The organism is Phyllobacterium sp. (assembly GCF_037994425.1).
In the GTDB taxonomy this organism is placed as follows: Bacteria; Pseudomonadota; Alphaproteobacteria; order Rhizobiales; family Rhizobiaceae; genus Phyllobacterium.
Genome location: NZ_JBBNAM010000150.1, coordinates 1 through 24,033 on the forward strand (window position 1 = coordinate 1; position 24,033 = coordinate 24,033).

Annotated in this window: 24 protein-coding genes and 1 pseudogene; 10 read left to right on the forward strand and 15 right to left on the reverse strand. The window is 58.0% G+C overall.

The annotated features are described in order from the left end of the window. Positions 1-170: pseudogene (locus AAAB35_RS10530) on the forward strand (amino acid ABC transporter substrate-binding protein); the annotation flags it as partial. A 6-nt stretch (positions 171-176) separates the two neighbouring features. On the opposite strand, the gene AAAB35_RS10535 reads toward AAAB35_RS10530, so the two are convergent. Next, the gene (locus tag AAAB35_RS10535; protein ID WP_340668228.1) at positions 177-851 is read right to left on the reverse strand and encodes an alpha/beta fold hydrolase; all 675 of its coding nucleotides are present in this window, start codon (positions 849-851) and stop codon (positions 177-179) included. 228 nt (positions 852-1,079) lie between these two features. Between AAAB35_RS10535 and AAAB35_RS10540 the strand changes: the two genes are divergently transcribed. Both AAAB35_RS10540 and AAAB35_RS10545 read left to right on the forward strand, forming a co-directional pair. Next, positions 1,080-1,238 (forward strand): hypothetical protein, encoded by a 159-nt coding sequence (locus AAAB35_RS10540; protein ID WP_340668229.1) that lies wholly within the window; start codon positions 1,080-1,082, stop codon positions 1,236-1,238. 113 nt (positions 1,239-1,351) lie between these two features. Continuing rightward, positions 1,352-2,935 carry a carboxypeptidase gene (locus AAAB35_RS10545; protein WP_340668230.1) on the forward strand — a complete coding sequence of 528 codons (1,584 nt, stop codon included), beginning with the start codon at positions 1,352-1,354 and terminating at the stop codon, positions 2,933-2,935. 39 nt (positions 2,936-2,974) lie between these two features. On the opposite strand, the gene AAAB35_RS10550 is transcribed toward AAAB35_RS10545, so the two are convergent. Further along, on the reverse strand, positions 2,975-3,625 hold the full coding sequence (locus tag AAAB35_RS10550) for a DUF6064 family protein (protein ID WP_340668231.1): 651 nt from the start codon (positions 3,623-3,625) through the stop codon (positions 2,975-2,977). Then, entirely contained in the window at positions 3,625-4,539 is a 915-nt protein-coding gene (locus AAAB35_RS10555) for an aldo/keto reductase (RefSeq protein ID WP_340668232.1), read from the reverse strand. The genes AAAB35_RS10550 and AAAB35_RS10555 overlap by 1 nt, the downstream gene beginning before the upstream one ends. Positions 4,540-5,251: 712 nt before the next feature. Here AAAB35_RS10555 and AAAB35_RS10560 point away from each other — a divergent pair. Next, positions 5,252-6,691 (forward strand): ATP-binding protein, encoded by a 1,440-nt coding sequence (locus AAAB35_RS10560; RefSeq protein WP_340668233.1) that lies wholly within the window; start codon positions 5,252-5,254, stop codon positions 6,689-6,691. A gap of 32 nt (positions 6,692-6,723) precedes the next feature. On the opposite strand, the gene AAAB35_RS10565 is transcribed toward AAAB35_RS10560, so the two are convergent. Together AAAB35_RS10565 and AAAB35_RS10570 are read right to left on the reverse strand one after the other, a co-directional pair. Further along, positions 6,724-7,398 (reverse strand): response regulator transcription factor, encoded by a 675-nt coding sequence (locus AAAB35_RS10565; protein WP_340668234.1) that lies wholly within the window; start codon positions 7,396-7,398, stop codon positions 6,724-6,726. 197 nt (positions 7,399-7,595) lie between these two features. Next, a complete protein-coding gene (locus AAAB35_RS10570) occupies positions 7,596-9,002 on the reverse strand; it encodes a DUF1254 domain-containing protein (protein WP_340668235.1) in 1,407 nt (468 codons plus the stop codon). A gap of 232 nt (positions 9,003-9,234) precedes the next feature. Between AAAB35_RS10570 and AAAB35_RS10575 the strand changes: the two genes are divergently transcribed. After that, on the forward strand, positions 9,235-9,495 hold the full coding sequence (locus tag AAAB35_RS10575; RefSeq protein ID WP_340668236.1) for a hypothetical protein: 261 nt from the start codon (positions 9,235-9,237) through the stop codon (positions 9,493-9,495). 23 nt (positions 9,496-9,518) lie between these two features. Here AAAB35_RS10575 and AAAB35_RS10580 read toward each other — a convergent pair whose 3' ends face one another. Together AAAB35_RS10580 and AAAB35_RS10585 are read right to left on the reverse strand one after the other, a co-directional pair. Beyond that, positions 9,519-10,925: a HAMP domain-containing sensor histidine kinase gene (locus AAAB35_RS10580; protein WP_340668237.1), complete on the reverse strand. Its 1,407-nt coding sequence runs from the start codon at positions 10,923-10,925 to the stop codon at positions 9,519-9,521. Then, a complete protein-coding gene (locus tag AAAB35_RS10585) occupies positions 10,922-11,638 on the reverse strand; it encodes a response regulator transcription factor (RefSeq protein ID WP_340668238.1) in 717 nt (238 codons plus the stop codon). Before AAAB35_RS10585 ends, AAAB35_RS10580 begins: the two co-directional genes overlap by 4 nt. Positions 11,639-11,848: 210 nt before the next feature. Between AAAB35_RS10585 and AAAB35_RS10590 the strand changes: the two genes are divergently transcribed. The 3 genes from AAAB35_RS10590 (at position 11,849) to AAAB35_RS10600 (ending at position 12,883) form a co-directional block, all read left to right on the forward strand. After that, positions 11,849-12,151, forward strand: a complete 303-nt coding sequence (locus AAAB35_RS10590; RefSeq protein WP_340668239.1) for a hypothetical protein — start codon at positions 11,849-11,851, stop codon at positions 12,149-12,151. A gap of 42 nt (positions 12,152-12,193) precedes the next feature. Beyond that, on the forward strand, positions 12,194-12,406 hold the full coding sequence (locus AAAB35_RS10595; protein ID WP_340668240.1) for a hypothetical protein: 213 nt from the start codon (positions 12,194-12,196) through the stop codon (positions 12,404-12,406). A 222-nt stretch (positions 12,407-12,628) separates the two neighbouring features. Then, entirely contained in the window at positions 12,629-12,883 is a 255-nt protein-coding gene (locus AAAB35_RS10600; RefSeq protein ID WP_340668241.1) for a GlsB/YeaQ/YmgE family stress response membrane protein, read from the forward strand. Positions 12,884-12,953: 70 nt separating this feature from the next. On the opposite strand, the gene AAAB35_RS10605 is transcribed toward AAAB35_RS10600, so the two are convergent. Both AAAB35_RS10605 and AAAB35_RS10610 read right to left on the reverse strand, forming a co-directional pair. Beyond that, positions 12,954-16,043, reverse strand: coding sequence for an efflux RND transporter permease subunit (locus tag AAAB35_RS10605; protein ID WP_340668242.1), 3,090 nt, complete (start codon positions 16,041-16,043; stop codon positions 12,954-12,956). After that, positions 16,040-17,254, reverse strand: coding sequence for an efflux RND transporter periplasmic adaptor subunit (locus AAAB35_RS10610; protein ID WP_340668243.1), 1,215 nt, complete (start codon positions 17,252-17,254; stop codon positions 16,040-16,042). The genes AAAB35_RS10605 and AAAB35_RS10610 overlap by 4 nt, the downstream gene beginning before the upstream one ends. A 164-nt stretch (positions 17,255-17,418) precedes the next feature. Between AAAB35_RS10610 and AAAB35_RS10615 the strand changes: the two genes are divergently transcribed. After that, positions 17,419-17,997, forward strand: coding sequence for a TetR/AcrR family transcriptional regulator (locus AAAB35_RS10615; protein ID WP_340668244.1), 579 nt, complete (start codon positions 17,419-17,421; stop codon positions 17,995-17,997). Position 17,998: 1 nt separating this feature from the next. Here AAAB35_RS10615 and tgt read toward each other — a convergent pair whose 3' ends face one another. The 5 genes from tgt to coaD are packed head-to-tail and all read right to left on the reverse strand — an operon-like array spanning position 17,999 to position 21,868. Further along, positions 17,999-19,135 carry a tRNA guanosine(34) transglycosylase Tgt gene (tgt, locus tag AAAB35_RS10620; protein WP_340668245.1) on the reverse strand — a complete coding sequence of 379 codons (1,137 nt, stop codon included), beginning with the start codon at positions 19,133-19,135 and terminating at the stop codon, positions 17,999-18,001. Further along, positions 19,132-20,208 carry a tRNA preQ1(34) S-adenosylmethionine ribosyltransferase-isomerase QueA gene (gene queA / locus AAAB35_RS10625; RefSeq protein ID WP_340668246.1) on the reverse strand — a complete coding sequence of 359 codons (1,077 nt, stop codon included), beginning with the start codon at positions 20,206-20,208 and terminating at the stop codon, positions 19,132-19,134. Before queA ends, tgt begins: the two co-directional genes overlap by 4 nt. 17 nt (positions 20,209-20,225) lie before the next feature. Beyond that, complete coding sequence (locus tag AAAB35_RS10630) at positions 20,226-20,735, reverse strand: peptidylprolyl isomerase (protein WP_340668247.1); 510 nt, start codon at positions 20,733-20,735, stop codon at positions 20,226-20,228. Positions 20,736-20,759: 24 nt separating this feature from the next. Then, complete coding sequence (locus AAAB35_RS10635) at positions 20,760-21,344, reverse strand: peptidylprolyl isomerase (protein ID WP_340668248.1); 585 nt, start codon at positions 21,342-21,344, stop codon at positions 20,760-20,762. A gap of 29 nt (positions 21,345-21,373) precedes the next feature. Further along, positions 21,374-21,868 (reverse strand): pantetheine-phosphate adenylyltransferase, encoded by a 495-nt coding sequence (gene coaD, locus AAAB35_RS10640; RefSeq protein ID WP_340668249.1) that lies wholly within the window; start codon positions 21,866-21,868, stop codon positions 21,374-21,376. A 187-nt stretch (positions 21,869-22,055) separates the two neighbouring features. On the opposite strand from coaD, the gene AAAB35_RS10645 reads away from it, so the two are divergent. Then, positions 22,056-22,196 carry a hypothetical protein gene (locus AAAB35_RS10645; protein ID WP_340668250.1) on the forward strand — a complete coding sequence of 47 codons (141 nt, stop codon included), beginning with the start codon at positions 22,056-22,058 and terminating at the stop codon, positions 22,194-22,196. A 29-nt stretch (positions 22,197-22,225) separates the two neighbouring features. On the opposite strand, the gene AAAB35_RS10650 is transcribed toward AAAB35_RS10645, so the two are convergent. Next, the coding region (locus tag AAAB35_RS10650) for a DNA gyrase C-terminal beta-propeller domain-containing protein (protein WP_340668251.1) at positions 22,226-24,033 on the reverse strand (1,808 nt) is incomplete at its 5' end.

Below are 24,033 nucleotides of genomic sequence, written 5' to 3' on the forward strand. Positions count from 1 at the left end.
CCTACGCGATAGCGCTGCGCCGCGACGACGCCAACTTCCGCCTTCTGGCCGATCGTGCGTTGACGAATTTCTATCTGTCGGACGATTTTCTGCCGCTGCTGGAAACTTATTTCGGAGCAGAGGCGCCAATGCTGCACACGCAAATCATCATGGAGCATGTGCCCTATTGATATCGATCATATCAGGGGTCGGGCAACCTGCACTGCTGCGGCGACAGGGCCCTTCCCGCGGCTTGAAACCGGCGCAGTCCGCAATCCCTCGGTTCGGGCGAGCCGATTGCACGGCTCTTCGATTTCAGCTTGGTCCAGTGACCGGATGTCCTGCGCGACGTCGATCAAATCATTGTTGAACTGGTGGTCTTTGCCTTCCAATAAATGAACAACTGCGTGCGGAATGGCTTTTGCATAGAGATGAACGTGGGCGACGGGCACCGTATCGTCGTCCGTGCCGTGATAAAGATAGACGGGAATGTCGGCAGGGAAGCGCTCTGAGAAATCGTTGCCAGCTTTGATGTCGTCGCTCGGCCATCCTCCCTCACCGACGAACGGCGCAGCGATGACAAACAGCCCGCCGAACCTCGTTTTCGGCTGCTCTTCTGCGAGCACATGGATTAAAATGGAGCCACCAACTGAGTGACCCACGAGAATTGCACCGTCCTCCAGCGCGTCGAATTGTGCCGCTAGCGCAGCCTTCCAGGCCGAATAGCTGGGGTCATTCTCGCCGGGCATTCGCGGATAGCGGACAGCGTAGCTTTCACCGAGTTCGCGCTTGAGACTCGCCACGAGCTTATCGTCCCAGTGATCGTAGGTACCCTCGCCGGCACCTTGGATAAAGAGAACCCGTTTAGCCATGACGCTGTTGTATTCGACAGGAACAGGTGGACGCAAGATTTGGTCAAGCCCGCCTCCTTTCCGTGCGCAACCGTTGGAACGTAAGTCCTCATTGACAAAAACGCCCTTAATCCATCGTCAACGCCTTTGCGCCACTGTCGTCGCATGAGAGCTTCAGCCATCAGGAATATGCTGCTAATCGGGTTGATTGGCGTGACAGGATGCGCGAGCAGGCCGCCCCTGGAGCAAATGTCGTATGGACAGTTGGGACAACTGGCCGGACAGATCGATCGAAAATGCCTTGCCCAAGGCTATGCGCTCGATACGCCCGAATACAAGGCCTGTACCTTGGAGGAGATAAGCCGCGAGCAATATGCTCGGCAGACCGGCAGCGAAAGTTCGCTGTAGCGATGGGTTGACGGAGGCTGGCGGTCCCGGATCAATATCTGTTGAATTCCCTCTGACCCGCTAAACGCAATACACTCTTTCAAAATTTCGACCCTGCTGGAGGAAGAAAGCGCTTGTATCTCCATCGCATCACACTGCGCCTTGCAGTTGCCTTGACGTTGTTGATTGCACCTGCGTTCGCACAGGACGATGGGCGACAAGACAGCAGCGCAGGCCACCACAATGCGACGACGGCACCGCGTTCGAAATCTGCTACACCGCCAGCCAACGGTGAATCGGGCATTCTTGGCCTTTTGCCGGCAGACTCCGTTACCCAGCACGTTTTGAAGACCCGTGCCGGCACAATCGCCTATACGGCAACGGCCGGCACCTTGAGCCTCTTTGGACAAGATGGCGAACGGTCGGCAAAGATTTTCTATACAGCCTATGTCGCGCGGGAAAGGAAGCCGGGACGCCCGCTTACCTTTGCCTTCAATGGGGGACCCGGTGCCGCATCGGCCTACCTCCACCTCGGACTGGTCGGACCCCGCATTCTCGAATTCGGGCCAAACGGCCAGGGTGCTACCAACCCGACGCTGGTTGACAATCCCGACAGTTGGTTGGCGTTCACCGACCTCGTGCTGATCGATCCCGTGGGCACGGGATGGAGCCGTGCCAGGAATGACAGTGTCGCGTCCGGGTTCTTTGGGGTCGGCGAAGATGCCGACAGCATTGCCAAAGCCATCGCGCTTTACGTCACTCAGAACGATCGCATCACCTCGCCGAAGTACCTGCTTGGCGAGAGCTATGGCGGATTTCGTGCGGCTAAGGTCGCTTCCGCCCTCAAGGACAACCAGGGCATGCTCGTTTCGGGCATTGTCATGCTGTCGCCCCTGATCGAGGGGCAGCTTCTCTTCGGCGACAGACAATATCCGCTTTGGGCGGCGCTTCAGCTACCCTCCCTCGTGGCGGGCGAACTGGAACGCAAGAACGCTTTTGACCCTGTTGTCATCGAGCGGGCGGAACAGTTCGCTATGACCGATTACCTTGTGGCGCTTGCAGGACCCGAGCCGACCGGTGATGCAGCCAAATCCCTCTACGCACGAATAGCGCAAATGACCGGGATACCCGAAGCGGTGGTGGCGCGCACGCGGGGTTTTCTTGGCGATGTCTACGTCAAGCACTCGAAGAGCGCCGAGTTCGAGGTCGTCAGTCCCTATGACGCGTCCTTCGCCGTTGCGGACCCCTACCCCGAATCCGACACCGACCAGAGCAACGATGCCGTCCTCGACGGGTTTACGCGCGCATACGGTGCGGCCTTTGCCAGCTATGCCCGCAACGAACTCGGTTTCGCCACCGAACTGACCTACAACCTGCTTGCGACGAACGTCAACGAAAAGTGGGAATGGGGCCGCCGCGGCAGAAGCGGTGGCACGCGGACACAGGCAAGCGCCACTGGCGATATACGCGACCTGCTATCAGTCATACCGTCGTTCCGTCTTCTGGTGGCTCAGGGATATAGTGATGCGATAACGCCCTACGGCATGAACAAATATGTCATCGACCATCTGCCGGCAGCACTCGCCGCCGGTCGGGTGGATCTCAAGCTCTATCGCGGCGGCCATATGTTCTATACCCGGACGGGTTCCCGACAAGCGCTAAGTGCAGATGCACGGGAGTTTTATTCCGCAGGCGTCGGAAAACTTCAGGGGGAGTAGCTGGGCAACATGACACTGTCACCGGCACTTGCGTGCTGTTCACCAGACGCCCACCGCCAGCGTCAGCGCGACAGCTGCGATCGGTAGCAACGCTCTCGGATCTTCCATCGTCCACAGCGTAAGGCCCGAAATCAGACACCAGATAATGGGTACCGGCAAAAGGAACTTACGCAGTTTACCACGTGCCATCAGCAAAAGTCCCAGCGTGCCTATCGCTGTGGGATCAGGAGCGATACCGAAAATCTCAGCCTGTTCCCGATTGGCTGCGAAAGTAAGCGGAAGCAGCGGGTAAAGGAAAAGCGCTATTCCGGCAAGTGTAGACCCGCTCCACTTCCCAATCCCGCGTCGATCGAAGAGAAGCACTTGCGGAGCGACGCAGGCGATCAGCAATAATAATGATTGCAGCGCGAAAAGTGGCGCTATGTAACGGATGGCCCAATTGATTGTGGCATAGCGATGCCAGAGAAAGGCCCACCCGACGAAGAGCCAGATGACGGCAAGCATGAACGCGATCCAACGTTCGCCACGAGGGGGACGCTTCGTGGCGAGAATGACCATGACGATGCCGGAAGCCAGCGCAACCAATTGCAAGGGCCATATGGCGGCATTGTGCAGTTCGAACATCCGCCAATAGACGCGCGGCGAGAACAGGAGCATGTCTTCTGGACGGTAACTCCACCATTCCGACATCAAAGGTCCTGGACGTATGACACCATGCGCGCCCGCATTGCAGCGTCAGGGATTGTTCCACGCGCCGCGTCGAGATTTTCGCGCACATGGTCGACCCTTGTCGTTGCTGGAATGACGACCGACACACCCGGATGCGAAACGACGTATTTCAAAATAAACTGGGCCCAGCTGGCAACTCCGATCTCCGCTGCCCAGGGGGGAAGGTTTTCGCGCCCAAGACGACGGGTAAGTGCGCCCTGCTGGAATGGCCGGTTTATGATCACCGCGATTCCGCGATCCCCGGCTAGGGGAAGCAACCGCTGCTCGGGCTCACGATCAATGACATTATACGTAAGCTGCACGAAGTCGACCGGTTGTGTCCGCATGATTTCCTCGATGAGATCATGGCGCCTACCTTCGGACGTCGTTACGCCGACGTACCGCACCTTGCCAGCTGCTTTCATTTCGACGAGCATTTCAAGATGCTCCTGCCAGTCGAGAAGGTTGTGGACCTGAATTAGATCAAACCGCGGGACACCCCACAACTGACGGGATTGCTCGATCTGCCCCGCGCCGTCTCCGCCCGATGTCCATACCTTCTCCGCCGAAAACAATGCCTTGGGATGCCCTAGCTTTGCTAAGCCATGGCCGATAGCGGATTGGGAGGATCCATACATTGGTGAGCAATCGATCATCCGCCCGCCCGCTTCGAAAAAAGCCGCCATTACGTCGGCGCACTCATCCACCAGAACAGGATCATCACCAACATTGAAGGTAATCCAGCTGCCGAGGCCCACGACCGGGATCACCTCGCCCGAAGATGGGATGCGCCGCGTCAAGGGCGGGTTTTCCTCGGATGGTGCAGGTGTCGGCACCAAAGCCGCGGCCCCTGTGGCGAGCATACCTTGAAGAACCAGTCGCCGTGCTATCGGCATTCTTCTCCTCGCAGCAATCAATGGCGTATAATACTGATCGAACGCCAAGCATATCTCGCCTGATGATCAACCTCCGCTCAAGAAAAGGTGAAGGCGTTTTCACGCTATTGCGTGTTTTCACTATCATTAGTCTGGGCATAGACTGCCGTGACCGCGTGGCTTGTGTCAGTTTGTCAACGAAGGATCAGGCTGTCACAGGGTGTTTTAGTTGGCACGCATCCTCGGACGTGGCCTGATCTCAGTCTTTATCTAATCTAATTTGTCAGGAGGCAACGATGCGGTTTTATATTGTTGCGTTCCTCGCGTTGGCGTTGAGCGGTTGTGTAACCGGTAACTCGCAGGAGGGTGGTCGCATCCCGCGCCACGCTTCGTGGGCGGGACAAAATTAGGCCCGGCTCAAACCACGTTGGCTTCTGATCGCATTGCGCCGAAAAAACGAGATGAAGTTGATGATCGATGGCTCGTGCTTCAGATGCCCCGGCCCTCCAGGACCGCTTTCGTATGCTGTGTTTTCGTTGCGGCGCCTGCACAGCCAGGCGCCATCCCCTCGCCGCGGCGTGTTTTTCTTGACCAGACCCGGATATCCGGGACAAACTGACCAAAAAGAATTCCGACGCGGTTATCGATCGTCGAATGGTGTGGTTGGGGGCGCAAACTTGGTAGTTCGGAAGGTCCAGTCAATTGCAAAGACCTTTGTCAAGAGTGGCTCGGCATGTTTGGCCTTGTGTCCAACATGACCTATGGCCTCAAACACGAGGGCGGTCCGTTCCGGATCGGCAAGCTGGTACGATACTGGCAAAGACTTGATCTTAAGGCACAATTCCTCATTGTGGCGGCACTTATCCTCTGTGGCTCCATGGCCATCCTCGGAGAGTGGCTGAGTTCGCAGATCGCCGCGAACCAATTGCGAAGCCGGGCAGAATCAGGCGCGCTCTACATGGAGGGTTTCCTTGCCCGTCATGTCGACGAAGAGAATGGGGCCCCACAGGTATCCCCGGAGCGGCAACAGGAACTCGATGAACTGTTGATCGGTACGGACCTTGCGCAGCGCGTCGAAGGTTTCCGGATCTGGGATAAGGACGGAACTGTTGTCTATAGCACCGACAAGTCTCTGATAGGAAAACAGTTTCCATCAGACGATATCGAGCAGGCTTTCGCAGGTGCAGTCGTCGCCCAACTGGAAGATGGCCACGACGACGAGGGATCCTCGAAGAAGGAACAAGCCCGCCCTCTCATCGAGATTTACGCACCCATCTACCGGCCCGGCACCCACGATGTGATTGCGGTCGGCGAACTTTACGAGGAGGCGGAAGATTTCATCGCCCAGCGGACGCGTGTCCAGCGCAGCACCTGGGCCTTGGTCGGGGCGACGACCATAACGATCATGGGGTTGCTTTATCTGATTGTCCGGCGCGCCAGTGGCATCATCAACACGCAGCGCTTAACGTTGAAATCGCAACTGGAGAACGCGCAGGCGCTGGCAAACCAGAACCGTGTCCTGCGAAAGACCGCCGACAAGGCGCGCATGGACGCTTCAAAATCCAATGAAACCTTACTAAATCGCATCGGATCCGATTTGCACGACGGCCCCGTCCAACTGCTAAGCCTGTTGATTTTGCGCATTGGGCAAACCTCAGGCGGTGGAGACCGGCAGGAAGATCTGAACCCGTCCCGCTTGGCCGGCCAGGTCCTGACAGAGTTGCGAGAGCTTTCGACCGGCCTGGTATTGCCCGAGTTGGAGAACATGTCGCTTGAAACAGCCCTGAGGGTGGCTGCGCAACGCCACGAATACGCGACGGGTTCGGTCGTCGCCGCGCATTACGAGCACTTGCCCGAAAAGGTCGCTCATCCGCTGAAAATATGCCTCTACCGCGTTGTGCAGGAGGGCCTCAACAATGCACACCGTCATGCGGGAGCCCGCGGGCAGCGTGTGGAGGTGATCGCCGACGACAGCATCATCACGGTCACCGTCAGTGACAAGGGACCTGGCCTAGATCAACCCGCGGCTTCGACGGGACGGCGGCATCCATTGGGACTTCAGGGAATTCGCAACCGGGTGGAAGCATTTGGCGGCACGGTGCAGATCGTGCAGGAACCCGGTGAAGGCACACGGCTTATCGTTGCCGTGCCGCTGAAAAGCAACAGCGCCTAGCTACAACACGTCGAACTGTGCGCTTTGGCTGGCTAGTGGCGGGAAGCCGACTCGCGTTCATCGCGCCGGTCAACATCGAGTTTCTGCGCCGCTATAAGCACTTCCAGCCGATTGCGGGCATGCAATTTCTGCATAAGGATCGTCATATAGTTTTTGACAGTCTTCTCACCGATCCCCAACCCGATTGCAATCTCGCGGTTGGTTCGCCCTCTCAACAACAGTCCGACGATCTGTTCTTCACGAATGCTGAGCTTGATTGGCCCGGCCGCCATTTTGCGCAGGGATGCAATCCTCAATGCTTCGATAACCTTAATTGCAAAGCCCGGTGTTATGTAGGTTTCACCCATGTAGGCGGCGCGCACGCCCTGGACAAGCTCGTCGGCGCTGCTGCCCTTGAGGACATAGCCCTTGGCCCCGGCATGCAATGCGCGCACTGCATAGTCGCTGCCGGTCATTGCAGTAAAGGCGACCACCTTCGTACCGCCCGGGCTTGCTCCAATTTCCGTAATCGCCTCGAAGACGTTGCCCGGCATGTAAAGGTCGAGAACCATGACGTCTGGGCGGAATTGTCTGTTGATCTGGAGCGCATCGTCGGCAGTGGAGCCCTTGGCGACGACCGAAAATTCCCTGTTGGTTTCGAAAAGACTGACGACACCTGCGAGCATGAGCGGATGGTCATCGACCAGCGCAATAGAAATTGGCCCCATAATTAATTCGCTCCCCTTTGCCTTTGCGGCTTTGAGGCACATTAGGCGCGCGTTCTTCGATTCTGTCCCGTAGCCAATTAGGATTACGCATCGGATTGTTTACACGTTAGTTCTCTATTGCCTCATGGGCATCCGATCAAAATGGCCCAACGCTCGAACACTGTTGACATCGCACCTCGGCGACGAGTGCTCGCGCCCTATACCTTTATCATCGGCGGTTGTTTCCATGTGCCGTCAAGTGCAGGTTCCTTTGGCCAATAAATGCGCATGAAGATCGTGAACGGCCCCTTGGGTCCCGGAAGCCAGTTTGGCTCCTTTTCCTTTCCTGGCGATTCATTCTGCACATAGAGCGTTAGGCCGCCATCGGCATCTTTGACGAGCTGGGGTAGCATCGGCGAGTTGATGAGATAACGGTTGAGCGAATTTGCCACGAGCAAGCTCTTCGGCAGTTCATACATAGTCAGCGACCAGAAGGCATTGGCAGGCGGCAATTCGCCCGGTGCGAAATGTATGGTGTACTTGTTCGCACCGTTGAGTCTCTCATTTTTGGAGTCGACACCGTAAGGTGGATACATCGCTTCTTGCTTGGAATTGCCGAATATACCGAGCGCCGCGGCAATGAAGCGATATAAATAGTTATTCTTCATATACTCGCGCGTACCGAAGAGGTCCCCCACGGCAACCTTCCCAGCGTCGATCTCCTTTCTCAGCCCTTCAAGAGCAACCCATGCATCAGCGATACCCTCTTTCATGGCGGTCGTGATTTCAGGAGAAAGCGAGGACACGTCTAATTTCTTTCCCGCCCCGACGCCGATCTTGGCAAAGCTCTCCATCAACTGAGTTTCGGAAGGATTGGTTGGGCAATAAGCCAGAAGGAAATTGAGGACGTTAAAGAACTCCAGGGACTTCTTTTCCTCCTCCGGTGGCAGCGGCTTGACGAAGTCGATCGCAGGAGCGGCTGCTGGTGCTGTTTGACCGAGAAATTTGGATAGCGGCTCGGCCTTATACCCCGCCTGCACCTTCTTGACGTTGTCAATATCCTCCGGGTTGAACAGCTGCGTGCGATAAAGCGCCAACACAAAATCTGTCTCTGCCCGAATGACCTTCTTCACGCCAGGAGGCGTATCGCCTTTCCAGTTCGGTCCAGCGATCATGTAGCTTCCGGCTCCATTGCCGGTCGCACGGCTGCCGATATAGGCGAAGTTGAAGGTATAGGCGTCGATGAGCTGAATGCTGTAGTAGCGGTCTTTCTCGATTTCGGGCACGGTGAGCACGATAGGTTCGGTGCGCAAATCCATGCCGACAAATGAATAGGGCGTATCGGAGTTCGGCGTTTGAATAGCAGTATCGGCCGGAGTATATACCCGCGCCGTATTATAAAGCGTGTTCCATGGCGCCTTGTATTCAGGGCTCCCCTTGTTCTGAAAGTAGTCGTACTGGATGCGATAGCCGTCGACCATCGGGAAGCCGTATATGTAGGCTTCCTTGGTAATGGCGCGGACCTCTTCAGGCGTGACGCCGGTTTCGGCCAGTGCAGTTGTGATACGAAGCGCAGGGATCAACGCAATCCCTCCGACAAAGCCTCTGCGTGTCAGATGCGGCATGATATACGTCCTTTTTTGGCCTCAGCGCCATTTCGGCCGCCCCTTTTTATTTGGAGCGCCCAACCTCAATGGATGTCCGTTGGCTTTAAAGGACAAGTACGTAACGGTAAATCTAGACAACCTGTGGTAGAAACTCAATCGAAGCTTCGCTCCCGTTTCCTACGCCCATTGACGGACATCTACCACTATCTGGCGCGTTGCCTCCGTTCGATTCGCGTTTACTATCAGAGCCATGACCATCTCGCCGCCAAAAAAGAACGACGAACCACTGAGCCAAGCTGCCGAATGCAAGGCGGCGCTTCGCGCCGGGTTCGAGGAGCTTGCCGACCAGGCCATGAGCGCCGGCTGGGACCAATACGACGTGGCATTGGCGCTTTCCGAACTCGGTGAACAGCTCGTTCAGACCACGGCGGAGACTGCCGGTTCCGAAGCCGACATTGCCATCGCCAAGGCCCTGTTCGAGATCCGGAAGGCATTCCTGACGTCGCACTGACCATACACTTGCGTCGTCGCAAATCAGGCGGCACGGGGAATGCGCAGTTCTGCGCGCAGACCACCCCCGGTCGCGTTCTCAAGCTTGATGTCACCACCGCTTCGCCTCGCGATATTGCGAGCTATGGTGAGGCCAAGGCCAAATCCGCCGGTTTGGCGGTTCCGGGATGTCTCGACCCTCCGGAAGGGTTGGAAGACTTCGTCGAGCTGGGCCTGCGGAATGCCGGGCCCCTCGTCTCGGATCGTGAGAGCGATGTCCGCTTCCCGATGCTCCAGACGAACGTGCGCCTTGGCTCCATAGGTCACCGCATTGTCGATGAGGTTGGTCACGCATCGTCGTAACGCGATGGGACGCCCCATGCAAATGAAGCCGCGCGAGGCCGGGGTCTCGAACGCAACCTGCGAATAATTGTCGGCGACGGCATCAACGAGCGACCAGAAGTCGATTTTCTCGGGCGCCTCGTCGACGACCTCATAGCTCGCAAAGTCGATGACCGACCGCGCAATGCCTTCGATATCATTGAGGTCATGGGCAATCTGCTGGCGGAGCGGCGAGTTTCGCAGCAATTCGAGTCGCAGCCGAATGCGGGTCAAGGGCGTGCGCAGATCATGGGCAAGTGCTGCGGCAAGCTGCTCGCGGTCGGCTACATACGCCCGCAGCTTGGCCTGCATCGTGTTGACTGCCCGCGCCGCGGATTTGTACTCGCTGCTCCCAAGTTCGGGCAGCGGCGGCGCTTTCACATCCTCGCCGATGCGCTTTACCGCGCGCTCGAGCGCGCGATATGGGGCGGTGAACCTGCGCGTCGCCCAGATCGACATGCCGATGACCACGGCGGCAACGACGCCGAACAGCGGTAATGACTGGCCGGAAAAAATAGGATGGGGGGGCGTTATGGGCGTGACGAAATTCAGCCATTGACCGTCATTGAGGCGGATTGAGGCCGCCAGCCCGTCGCTTTGACTCAAGTCCTCCGCGATATCCGAAAGCTGCCGCTCTATCAGGCCGGCGTCGGGATCATCGGGCACGCCGGTATTGGCGGACTCGTTCGGAGCCTTTGCGAGGACACGGCCAATGCGAGCATCCGTCACGCCGAACTCCTGAAGCTGCGCGACAAGAACGTCTTCCAGCTCCGCGAGGCTGTCGTCGGCCGCGATGGCCGATTTGACCACCGGCTCAGCAGACAAGCTCATTGAATTTGCGGGATTGGAGAAGGCACTGACGAGTTGTTTGCGCTGGCCCTCGGGTGCGGCCGAAAAAACCTTCGCCAAGGTATGGGCACGCTCATTCAGGCGGAAAAACTCGAGGATTTCGGTGTTTTCAGCCCTGTCACGCGCAACAATCGACAGGGTTGCCACTTGCGACGTCAAAAGGCCGGCGATCAGGATCAACAATATCCAGCTCGGCAGCGATTGTGGCAGGTAGCGTCTCATTCGGAGGTGACTTCCGGCGCGAATTGATAGCCTCCGCCTCGAATCGTCAGTATCAAGTTCGGCGACCTTGAATCGTCTTCCATCTTACGTCTTAGCCGGCTGATCAGAATGTCGACGCTGCGATCGTATCCATAGGCCGTGTTGCTTCCGGCAAGCTCCTGCAGTTGATCACGGCTGAGCATGCGCTGCGAACTCTTTACCAACGCTTCAAGCAGATTGAATTCGCCAGTCGTCAATTCAACCCTTACGTCGTCGGGCGAGACGAGGCGCCGACGCGAACAGTCCATGCTCCATCCGGCAAACTTGTAAATCTTGGGTTCAGCGCGCCGGTCCGCCCCGGGCGTATCGAGGCGGCGCAGCACCGCCCTCACACGTGCCAGAAGCTCCCGTGGATCAAAAGGTTTGGAGACATAGTCGTCGGCTCCCATTTCAAGCCCAACGACGCGATCAGTTGTCTCGGCAATTGCGGTCAGCATGATGATGGGAACGCGCGAATGCATCCTGATCTCCCGGCAAATCTCCATTCCGCTTTTGCCGGGCAGCATCACATCGAGGATGAGAAGATCGATCGGTGCGCGCGACATGACTGCCTGCATTTCCTCCCCGTCGCGGGCGACCGACACGTGCATGCCCCGCTTCTTCAGAAACTCATGCAGGAGATCGCGGATCGCATCGTCATCATCGACAATCAAAATGTGCGGCTCGGATTTCATGTTCGAATCCCAAAGGCCCCTTCGACCTGACATTGCGTCTGAAGTCTTACCCGTGGTGGCGGCAGAAGCCACGCAAATTTTCGGGATTTTGGCTTCGGAAACACTCCAGAAACAAAACACCACAAACGAGAAAAACCGCGGCAACAGTGCTGCCGGATAAGGGGTCCGTCGGTCTTCAACTGCTCAAGAAATGGATGCTGGTACACCGCAATGGCTCTTCTCAATAACATCGCTGCCATTTCGACCGTCATCCTTACCGGGGCGCTGGTCCTCTCCGCTTCGGTCGAACAGTCGAGCGCCGATACGTTGCCGACCCGCACGGAACTGTGCGGCAAACTTCAGCTACAGACTCAACACGCAATTACGGAACATGCCGAGGCCAAACGGGCGGCCAAGGCGAAAGCACTTCAAAAGCAGGCGACTAAGTTCTGCGCGAGCAACAAGCAAGCGCAGGGAATTAGAGACTACGCCCAGGCGTTGAAGCTGCTTGGGGTGCAGCCGGTGGACGACTGAACGACTGCATTCGCGAAGCCCGCGTCAAAAGGAAACTGATCCATGAAAAAGTCCCTCTACACCGCTCTCGGTCTTGCTGTCGCCCTCGCCGTTTCGGCTCCCGTCTTGAGCTCGGGCGCTAACGCAGCTGCTGCAACGAGCACGACCTCGGCAACCACGGCCAACCAGGCCATGCCGAAGCACCATGTAAAGAAGGTCCACAACACCACCACAAAGAAGGTTCCAGCCAAGCCGGCTGCAACGACAGCTCAATAAGAAAACTTTGATTTCAAGACTTTGAGATTCATACCGGTCGTGGCGCTTCACGGCCGGTATTTTTGCCTGCTAGACCGGGCCGGTTACCAAGTCGGCAAGTTTTATTGTTCAAAGACGGCGCGCCGTCGTAGCATCGGCATGGTGATTCTCCTGCCAAGCATGGATTGAAGCATCCAGGGCCGGCGAAACATCGCAACGAAACCGGTTAATGGAGATTCCAAGATGGGTGCAGAAGGTCTTCTTATCTTTCTTCTGGTGGGCTTGATTGCAGGTTGGCTGGCGAGCCAGCTTGTTCGTGGTGGTGGCTTTGGCCTCGTCGGCGATCTGGTCGTCGGTGTGATCGGTGCGTTCATTGCTGGCTATCTGTTTCCGGCTCTCAACATCTCGCTCGGCGGTGGTATTCTTGGCGCGATCATTTCGGCCGCTATTGGCGCCATAATCCTTCTCGTCATATTGCGCGCGTTCAAACGCGCCTGAACATCGCAGCAACATTTAAAAAAGCCCCCGAACGCTACGGCTCGAGGGCTTTTTGTACACACAATGCTTATCAGACGCGCCCGAACTCCGGTTCACCGCCAGTATGGGGCGATGATGTTTTCCCGGCCTCGACGGCCACGTCCTTTCTCGAGATGAACGTATAGAACATCGGAACGACGAAGAGCGTAAAGATCGTTCCGACGATAATGCCGGAGAAGATCACGAGGCCGATCGAGTAGCGGGCCGCAGCGCCCGCGCCGGTCGCGGTGATCAACGGGATAACGCCAAGCGCCATGGCCGCCGTCGTCATCAGGATGGGGCGAAGACGGGTCTTCGCCGCAAGGATGATCGCATCGTGACGGGAGATGCCATGCAGTTCACGCTGCTGGTTGGCGAACTCGACCATGAGAATACCGTGCTTGGTGATGAGCCCGACAAGGGTGATCAGTCCCACCTGCGTGTAGATATTCAGCGTTCCGAGCCCGAGATTGAGCGGCACGATCGCGCCGAAGATCGACAGCGGAACCGACATCATGATGATGAACGGATCGCGGAAGCTTTCGAACTGTGCCGCAAGAACGAGGTAGATAACCACTACGGCGAGGATGAACGCGATCAGGATCGTGCTTCCCTGTTCGATTTCAAGCCGGGACTGACCAGAGTAGTCCATGAAGAAGCCATCCGGCATCAAAGGGCGAGCCGTATCGATGACCGTCTGCAGACCCTGACCCGTGGTGACGCCCGGCATCGGCAGGGCCGAAATTGTTGCCGAGTTCAACTGGTTGAACTGCTCGATCGCCGCAGGCGAGGCATTTTCCGTGACCTTGATCACTGCCGACAGCGGCACCATCTCGCCCGACGCACTCTTGACGAAGTACTGGCCGAGGCTCTCGGGATTGGCCCGATAATCTTGCGGCACTTGCGGAATGATGTCGTAGCTGTTGGAGTCGCGGTCGAACTTCGAGATCTTGCCACCGCCCACGAGGAGGCCGAGGGTTTGCCCGATATCGCTGACGGGAACACCGAGGGCAGAAGCACGGTCACGATCGATCGTGACCGTAACCTGCGGTGCGTTGAACGACAGCGAGTTCTGGACGATGATGAACTGGCCGGACGCCTGCGCCTGCTTCTTGATCTCTTCAGCCACCTCGTAGACCTTGTCGGCCGGTCCGGTCGACTGGATGACAACCGAAATCGGCAGACCACCGCCCGTGCCCGGCAATGTTGGCGGCGCGAAGATGAAGGCTTCGGCACCGGCAATCGGGCTGATCATTCCCTGCAGTTCCTGCTGAAGCTGCTTCTGCGACTTGTCGCGCTGGGTCCAATCCTTGAAAACCCAGATCGCGAATGCCGAATTGGTGGTGCCAAGGCCGAGGATGTTAAACCGGGCCTTCAGTTCTGGCAGATCCTTGGTCAGAGCATCGATCTGGTCGGCGTAGAGCTTGGTATAGTCCGACGTCGCATACTGCGGTGCATTGACGATCGCAAACAGCGCTCCCGAATCTTCTTCCGGAGCAAGTTCCGCGGACGTCTTGGTGAAGAGAAAGCCTGTTAGCGAGACCAGCGCGATGACGATGAACAGCGTCAGGAAGCGGAAATTCAGCGACCCGGCAACACGGCGTTCATAGGCGCGCTCCAGCCAGCTGAAGGTATTGTCGACGATACGCTGGAACCGGCTGTGGTTGCCTGGCTTCAATAACAGTGCACACATCATTGGCGAAACGGTCAAGGCCGCAACGCCCGAAATGATGACGGCGCCGGCAAGCGTGAAGGCGAACTCACGGAACAGCGCGCCCGTCAGGCCACCCGTAAAGCCAAGCGGCGCGAACACTGCCGCGAGGGTGATGGTCATGGCGATGATCGGACCGGTGATCTCCTTCATGCCCTTCAACGCGGCGTCAACCGGGCGCAGCCCCTCTTCGATGTGGCGGTGAATATTCTCCAACACAACGATCGCGTCGTCGACGACAAGGCCGATCGCGAGAACCATCGCGAGTAGCGACAGGAGGTTGATCGAATAGCCGAGCAGGAACAAGAAGAAGCACACGCCGACGAGCGAGATCGGAATCGTTACGACCGGGATGATGACCGACCTGAACGAGCCAAGGAACAGCAGAATCACCAGGACGACGATGAGAACCGCTTCGCCGATGGTCTTGAAGACCTCGTGAATGGATGAACTGATCTGTTCCGTCGCGTCGTAGAGCAGGACGATCGACATCCCGTCAGGCAAGGTGGCCTGGATGGAAGGCAGTTCCGCGCGGACAGCGGCGGTCATGTCGATCGGGTTCGCAGCCGGCGTCGGAAAGACACCAAGGAATGTACCGCCCGAACCGTTGAAGGTCACGATCGTATCCTTGTTGACGGCACCAAGCTCGATGCGGGCCACGTCCCGCAGACGGACGATATTATCGCCCTCGGATTTGATCGGCATCGCGCCGAAAGCCTCAGGCGTCTGCAGTGTCGTCTTCAGCGTGATGGGCGAGGCCGTGTAGAGATTTTCGACCTTGCCGGGCGCCGACAGGAAGTTGGACTGATTGATCGCAGTCAGCACTTCCGACGCGGTCGTCTTGCGCGCGGCAAGCTTGATCGGATCGATCCAGACGCGCATCGAGAACACCTGGCCGCCGAGAATCTGGGCGTCAGCGACACCCTGAATCGTCGACATGCGTGGCTGGATGACGCGCTCCAGATATTCGGTGATCTGCTCGCTGGTCATATTCGGATTCTGCACCGCGAGGTACATGGTCGCGAAGTCCTGGCCCGTGCCCTTGGTAATCACAGGATCATCGGCTTCTGCCGGCAGGTCACCACGCACCTGGTTGACCTTGGAAATCACTTCGGTGAGCGCCGCATCGGGATCAGCACCAAGTTTCATCTGGACTGTGACGGTACTCGACGACGGCCCGGAGGACGAGGTCACATAGTCGATGTTTTCGGTCGTGGTCACGGCCTTGGCAATCGGCGCCGAGATGAATCCCTGCATCAGGTCGGCACTTGCACCCGCATAGGCGGTTTTGATCGTAATGACCGTTTCCTCGACCTTCGGATACTCGCGAACCGAAAGGTTCACGAGTCCCTGCGCGCCGAGCAGAATGATCATCAGCGCGACGACCGTCGACAGGACCGGACGGCGAATGAAAATGTCTGAGAAATTCATTTTGTGGGCAGCCCTGCGTCTTTGGTGTTGGCGGGATTGACGTCATTGGCGATCTTGACCGAAGCACCCGGATTCAGGCGGTTCTGGCCGGCAGTCACGACGACGTCGCCCGGCTTCAGACCCTTTGTGATCTCGACATTAAGGCCAGACCGGCGGCCGGGCGTCACGAAAACCTGGGCAACGACGAGCTTCGGCTCTTCCTTCGCCTTTTCATCGGCAGGCTTTGCCGCCTCGGCGGATGCGGCTCCGGCAGGCTGTGGCTCGGCCGGCTTGTTGGCGTCGGGCTTCTGCTCGGCAGGTCGGACCACAAACACGTAATCACCATAGAGAGACGAAACGAGCGCAGTCTGCGGCAAGGTCAAAACGTTATCTTCCTTCGGCAATCCAACGCGGACCTGCGCGAACTGGCCGGGGCGAAGCTTGCCTTCCGAATTGTCGACCTTGGCACGAACCGATACGAGACGCGTCGCGGGATCGATGCGGGGCTCGATCGCCGTGATTTCGCCCTTGAACCTGATGTCATTGTCGGTAAGGCCGAGCCGGATGGGCTGACCGACCTTGAGTTGGCTCAAAATCTGCTCTGGAATCGTGAAGTCGACGCGCATGGTCGAAAGGTCCTGCAAGCTTACCACGACCGTGCCCGGCGCGAGATACTGGCCGAGCTCGATGCGCGGAATACCGACGGTTCCAGTGAACGGCGCCTTGATGAGCTTCTGGTCCATGACGGCCTGCAGCTTGGCAATCTCCGCCTTCTTGGCGAGCGATGCGGCCTGAGCTTCATCGACGTTGGATACCGCACCCACACCGCGTGTATTCAGCGTGCGGGCACGTTCCAGCGTCTGGTCCATGAGCACATTCTGCGCCTGCGCAGCAACGATATCGGCCTTTTCGATGGCATCATCGAGCTGCAGCAACGGTGCGCCCTTCTCAATGATCTGGTTGGCCGTGAATGGAATATCCTTGACGATACCGGCAACCTCAACCGAGAGTTCGACACCTTGGATGGCGCTTACCGTGCCGATTGCCTCGACTTCGGGGGTCCAGGAGGTGGGCTCGACAGTAAAGGTCGACACCGGCGCGGCCGGCTGCTGCATCGTCGCAAAGAAATCCTTGATTGCCTTGTCACGGAACAGATTGAATCCGACCAGCCCGACGCCCAGCAATACGACCAGGACGAGGATGATAACGGGAAGGAGGAACCGCTTGATCATGAGGAGACTGCTCCGAAACAAAACAATGGCCAGCAAATACGTCTGCCAGCCTTTCTTACGGGATTGAGATTACGCGGACTTGATTACCGCGGGCGAAGTACTGTACCGTCTGGACGGTAATGTCAATATTGTTTTGGCAACATCCCGACGACGAAAGTTTCAGAATGGCAGCGGACATCCTATCGACCAGAGACAAGATCCTGCAGGCAGCAGCCGAGATTACCAAGGAAGTGGGACCGGTGAATCTTTCGCTGGATGCGGTTGCGAAACGAGCGGGTCTATCGAAGGGTGGTTTGCTCTACACTTTTCCTACCAAGGCGAAGCTGCTCGAAGGTCTCGTAGAGCAGCACGTGTCGGAATTTGACGAATCACTTCGCCGTGAGGAGGCCGTTCGCGACTTCGGCCCTAATAGCGTCGTTCTCGCCTGCATCGCGGTCTACCGCGCCGAATTCGTCTGTAACGAACCCGAGCCATCGGGCATTCTCGCGGCTATCGCCAACGATCCCGGCTTTCTTGAGCCCATTCGCCGCTATAACAAGCAATTGCTACAGCGAATGCAAGAAAATGCAACCGATCGCATGCTGGCAATGATGGTATTCCTGACAATCGAAGGTTTGCGCAGCCTCAAGCTATTCGAGATGAACGTGCTCAGCCGCGATGAACAGGTCGCTGCGATCGATCGTCTCAGAAATCTGTTCGAACCTGCCGACCCCGAGCCCGCCGAAGCAACTGTAACGGCCTGACCTATGCGTAAACGGGTAGGTCACCCCTCGCCCATTCGGCCTGCGTTTCCTCGCTGAACGAAGCATAGGTTCCCGCCTCGATTGCACTGCGAATGCCCTGCATCAGCTGCTGATAGTAGGAAAGATTATTCCACGTCAGCAGCATGCCACCCAGCGCCTCGCCCGATTTGACGAGATGGTGCAGGTAAGCGCGGCTATAATCGCGCGCCGCCGGACAGGGAGATTCTTCGTCGAGCGGCCGCGGATCATCCGCATGCCGGGCATTGCGCAGATTGACCTTGCCGCGTCGTGTAAACGCCAACCCATGCCGTCCCGCCCGCGTCGGCATGACACAATCGAACATATCGATGCCGCGGGCCACGGATTTGAGGATATCGTCCGGTGTCCCAACGCCCATCAGATAACGCGGCTTATCCGTTGGCAGTTCCGAGCACGTGATATCGAGCATGTCGAGCATCACTTCCTGTGGCTCGCCCACAGCAAGGCCGCCGACCGCATAACCTTTGAGATCCATCCCCTTAAGGGCCTGCGCCGAGCGAATGCGCAGGTCGGCAACGTCGCCACCCTGCACGATCCCGAACATGGCCTTGCCGGGCTGGTTGCCGAATGCCGTCTTGCAGCGTTCGGCCCAACGGAGCGACAACTCCATGGCACGCTCGATATCCTTCGGCGTCGAAGGCAAGGCGACGCACTCATCGAGCTGCATCTGGATATCGGAATCGAGCAAGCCCTGTATCTCGATCGAGCGTTCCGGGCTCATCTCATGGGCGCTGCCGTCGATGTGCGAGCGAAACGTCACGCCATTTTCGGTGAGCTTGCGAAGTTGAGCCAGGGACATGACCTGAAAGCCACCCGAATCCGTCAAGATCGGTCCCGGCCAACGCGCGAACTCGTGCAACCCGCCAAGGCGCGCGACGCGTTCGGCAGTGGGCCGCAGCATCAGATGATAGGTGTTGCCAAGGATGATGTCCGCACCAAGCTCGCGCACCTGGTCCATATACATCGCCTTGACCGTTCCTCCGGTGCCGACCGGCATGAATGCCGGAGTGCGGATCGTGCCGCGTGGCATGGTGATTTCGCCGAGCCGCGCCTTGCCATCACTGGCAATCAGCCTGAATTCAAAATTATTGCTTGTCATTCTGATCGCCATAACAGGCTTGCATCGCCATAGGAATAGAAGCGGTAGTGGTTTCTGATGGCATATTCATAGGCTGCTCGCATGCGCTCCATGCCGCTAAACGCCGAAACGAGCATGAAGAGCGTCGAGCGCGGCAAGTGAAAATTGGTCATCAGCATGTCGACGGCTCGGAACTTGTACCCCGGCGTGATGAATATGTCGGTGGCGCCCGACCACGCGCGGATGATCCCATCTTCGCCCGTCGCGCTTTCCAGCAGGCGAAGGGACGTCGTTCCGACACTGACAATCCGGCCGCCACGCGCCTTGACCGCATTCAGCGCCTCGGCGGTAGCCTGATCGACATGGCCGATCTCGGCATGCATCTTGTGGTCGGCCGTATCGTCCGCCTTTACCGGCAGGAAGGTCCCAGCCCCGACGTGCAGAGTAGCGAAATGTTCTTCGATCCCGCGGCGCTTCAAATCGCCAAGGAGCGCCGGCGTAAAATGGAGACCCGCCGTCGGCGCGGCAACGGCGCCTTCCTCTCTGGCATACACTGTCTGGTAGTCGTCGCGGTCGCGGCTGTCGTCGGCACGCTTCGACGCGATATAAGGCGGCAAAGGAATGTGGCCGACGGCAGCGATTGCCTGGTCGAGGTCGGCCCCGCTGAAATCGAAAACTAGGAGTGCCTCACCCGCCTCACCCTTCTCTGCTACCGTTGCCTGGAGGGAGCCGAGAAGGCAGGCATTGTTGCCATGGCCGAAATCGATGCGCTCGCCCGTCTTGACGCGCTTTGCCGGGCGCAAAAACGCTTTCCAGCGATCGGGACCCACGCGCATGTGAAGGGTGGCGCCGATCTGGGCTTGGACCCCTTCACGCTCGCGGAAACCTTCAAGTTGCGCCGGTATCACCTTGGTATCATTGAAAACGAGGGCATCGCCCTCGCGCAGGTAGTCGCCAAGATTGTGCACGATATCGTCGGCAAGGTGAGAGCCGTCCGCCTTCACAAGCAAAAGCCGCGCTGAATCGCGCGGCTCTGCAGGTCTCAATGCGATGTTCTCTTCCGGCAGATCGAAATCGAAAAGATCAACACGCATGATGCAAAGCTACGATCTTACTCGACGTCCGCAGCAACGCGCATCGAAACGATCGAATCCGGATCCTGCACCGGTTCGCCGCGCTTGATCTTGTCGACATTATCCATACCTTCGATGACCTGGCCCCAGACAGTATACTGGCGGTTGAGGAAGCCGGCATCGTCGAAGCAGATGAAGAACTGCGAGTTGGCGGAATTCGGGTTCTGGGCGCGGGCCATCGAGCACGCACCGCGACCGTGGTTGGCATTGGAGAATTCTGCCTTGAGGTCCGCCTTGTCCGAACCGCCCATGCCGGCGCGTGAAGGGTTATAGGAGGCCCCGCCCTTCTTGCCGAACTTGACGTCGCCGGTCTGCGCCATGAAGCCATCGATCACACGGTGGAAGACGACGCCGTCATAAGCGCCTTCGCGCGCCAGTTCCTTGATGCGCGCCACATGTTCCGGGGCAAGGTCGGGGTAAAGCTCAATAACGACATTGCCCTTGGTCGTTTCGAGCAGGATTGTATTTTCGGGGTCTTTATAAGCCATTTTCGCCAATCTCCTGTGTAGTGTTTATTTGCCGGCGCCGACAGTGACCTTGATCATCCTGTCCGGGTTCTCGACGGCGCCATTGTTTGCTTCCGACCCCTTCTTGATCTTGTCGACAAATTCCATGCCGCTCGTGACTTTACCGACGACCGTATACTGGCCATTGAGCGAGGGGTACTCGGTGAACATGATGAAGAACTGCGAATTCGCGGAGTTCGGGTTCTGGGACCGCGCCATACCAACGACGCCGCGGACGAAGGGTTCCTTGGAGAACTCTGCCGGCAGATCCGGCCGGGTCGAGCCGCCGGTCCCCGCAGACTGCGGATTGAAGCCCTTTTCGGCATTGCCGTACTGCACGTCGCCGGTCTGCGCCATGAAGCCCGGAATGACGCGGTGGAACACAACATTGTCGTAGGCGCCTTCCTTGGCGAGCGCCTTGATCTGTTCGACGTGCTTGGGCGCGAGCTTCGGCAGCAACTCGATCTTGACGTCTCCATCCTTGAGCTTGATCGTCATCGTGTTGGCGTCATCCGCGAAGCTCGGATTGAGCGTCGCAAGCGTCAAGGATGAAACAGCGACAGCAAAGAGTGCTCTACGAGTAAAGGACATGAAAAATCTCTCCGGGATCAGGAACTTGGTCAGGGTTTGAATTTCGTCGCAAGTGCATCAGCGACAAGGGCGGGAACGAAGTGCCGGACGTCACCGCCCATCGCCGCAATCTGGCGAACCAATGTGGCGGTAATCGTGCGTACCGACGGGTCCGCCGGAAGAAACACGGTCTGCAGTTCGGGCGCCATCTTGCCGTTCATGCCGGCCATCTGCATTTCGTAATCCAGATCGGTGCCATCGCGCAGACCCCGGACCAGCAGCGATGCGCCGTATTTGCGCGCAGCGTCGATCACCAGCCCATCGAATGCGATGACATCGATCCGCGCTCCATCGATGCCGAACACCTCGGTCGAGACGCGCTGGATCAGGTCCATCCGTTCCTCGAACGACAATAGCGGCGCCTTGCCAGGGTGAACGCCAATCGCGACATAGACCTTGTCCGCAAGCCGCAGCGAGCCCTGCAGGACATCCATATGGCCATTTGTGATCGGATCGAAGGATCCTGCATAGATCGCGATTGTCATGACGGGGTTCCTAGCGGTTTTGCGCGCTGCTTTCAATGGCCCCAACCCGCTCAGATGAACGATAGATGAACGCTCCCATCACCAAGCATTCATCTGCTTTCAACTATATGTGAGACGCTGGCATGAAACCATTTCGAAGTTAGCACGTTGCTAACCATAAGTTGGCCAGGAGCAAAGGGACCGATTGATGTTTATTCTTCTCAGCATTGCCATGATGGTTGCAATGGTCGTTTCGGCGATCGTCATGATTGTAGAAGAAAACAGGAAGCGGGAAGCTCCTGTCAGAACCACCCGCTTCGGTGTCTACCATCATCGTCGGGATATCTAACTGTTACGTCTTACCCGACCGCCGATGCTCTAGTTTGCATCTGTGCCGTCTGGCGCATCGGGCGTTGAAGTCTCGCCTTCGACCGCCGCTTCAGCATCAGCCTCATCCGTCTCCGTTTCAGAGATACGCTCGACCGAAACGACTTTTTCCCCGTCCGCCGTATTGAAGATCGTGACGCCCTTCGTGGATCGTCCGGCAATGCGGATACCGTTGACCGGTACGCGGATCAGCTGGCCGCCATCGGATACCAGCAGGATCTGATCCGACGCTTCGACCGGGAACAGCGAGACAAGCTTGCCGATTTCATCAGTTTTCGACGTATCCGTTGCGCGAATGCCCTTGCCGCCACGTCCCGAAACCCGGAACTCGTAGGACGAGGAACGCTTGCCGTAACCGAACTCGCTCACCGTCAGAACGGTCTGCTCGCGATCACGCAGTTCGGCATAACGCTCAAGTGAAAGGTCGGTTACGTCCGTAGCCTCTTCGCCAACGAGACTGATCTCCTCGACATCGTCAGCCCCCTGGGCTCGACGCTCTGCAGCGGCCTGTTTGAGGTAAGCCGAGCGCTCGGCCGGACTCGCCTCGACATGGCCGAGAATCGACATGGAGATGATCTTGTCGCCCTGCGCCAAATTCATGCCGCGCACGCCAATCGAGTTGCGTCCAACGAAGACACGCACATCGGTGACCGGAAAGCGAATGCACTGGCCGCCGGCGGCCGTCAGCAGTACGTCATCGAACTCGTCGCAGGTGTCGACGCTGAGGATTTCATCACCCTCGTCCTCGAGCTTCATCGCGATCTTGCCATTGCGGTTGACCTGGATAAAGTCCGAAAGCTTGTTGCGACGCACGGTGCCGCGGGTGGTAGCGAACATCACATCGAGGTTTGCCCAGCTGGATTCGTCCTCCGGCAACGGCATGATCGTCGTGATGCGCTCTCCCTGTTCAAGCGGGAGCATATTGATCAGAGCCTTGCCGCGAGATTGCGGCGTCCCGATCGGCAACCGCCACACCTTCTCCTTGTAAACGATACCGCGAGAGGAGAAGAACAGAACAGGCGTGTGCGTATTGGCGACGAACAGCCGCGTGACCGAATCCTCGTCCTTCATCGTGACGCCGGAACGTCCCTTGCCACCACGGCGCTGCGCGCGATAGGTCGCGAGCGGCACCCGCTTGATATAGCCGGCATGACTTACGGTAACGACCATGTCTTCACGGGCGATGAGGTCCTCATCGTCCATATCCGCGCCGCCATCGGTGAGTACGGTGCGGCGCGGAGTGCCGAACTCGTCGCGGATCGCAGCGAGTTCGTCCTTGACGATACCCATGATGCGCAGGCGCGATGCCAGGATTTCAAGATAGTCCTTGATCTCTACGCCTATCTTGTTGAGCTCATCAGCAATTTCGTCGCGTCCGAGCGCGGTCAGGCGCTGCAGACGCAGATCGAGGATGGCGCGGGCCTGCTCTTCCGACAGATTGTATGTATTGTCCTCGTTGAGCTTATGGCGCGGATCGGCAATGAGCATGATCAGCGGCGCCACGTCACTGGCGGGCCAGCGGCGCTCCATCAACTGGTCGCGCGCTGTCGCCGGGTCCGGCGCACGGCGGATCAGGGCGATGATCTCGTCGATATTGGCTACGGCGATTGCGAGGCCGACCAAGACGTGCGCCCGGTCACGCGCCTTGCGCAGCAGAAACTTGGTGCGGCGGCTGACAACTTCCTCGCGGAAGCTGACGAAGGCGCGCAGAATATCGAGAAGGTTGAGAAGACCAGGCTTGCCGCCATTGAGCGCCACCATGTTGGCGCCGAAGGAAGTTTGCAGGGGCGTGAACCGAT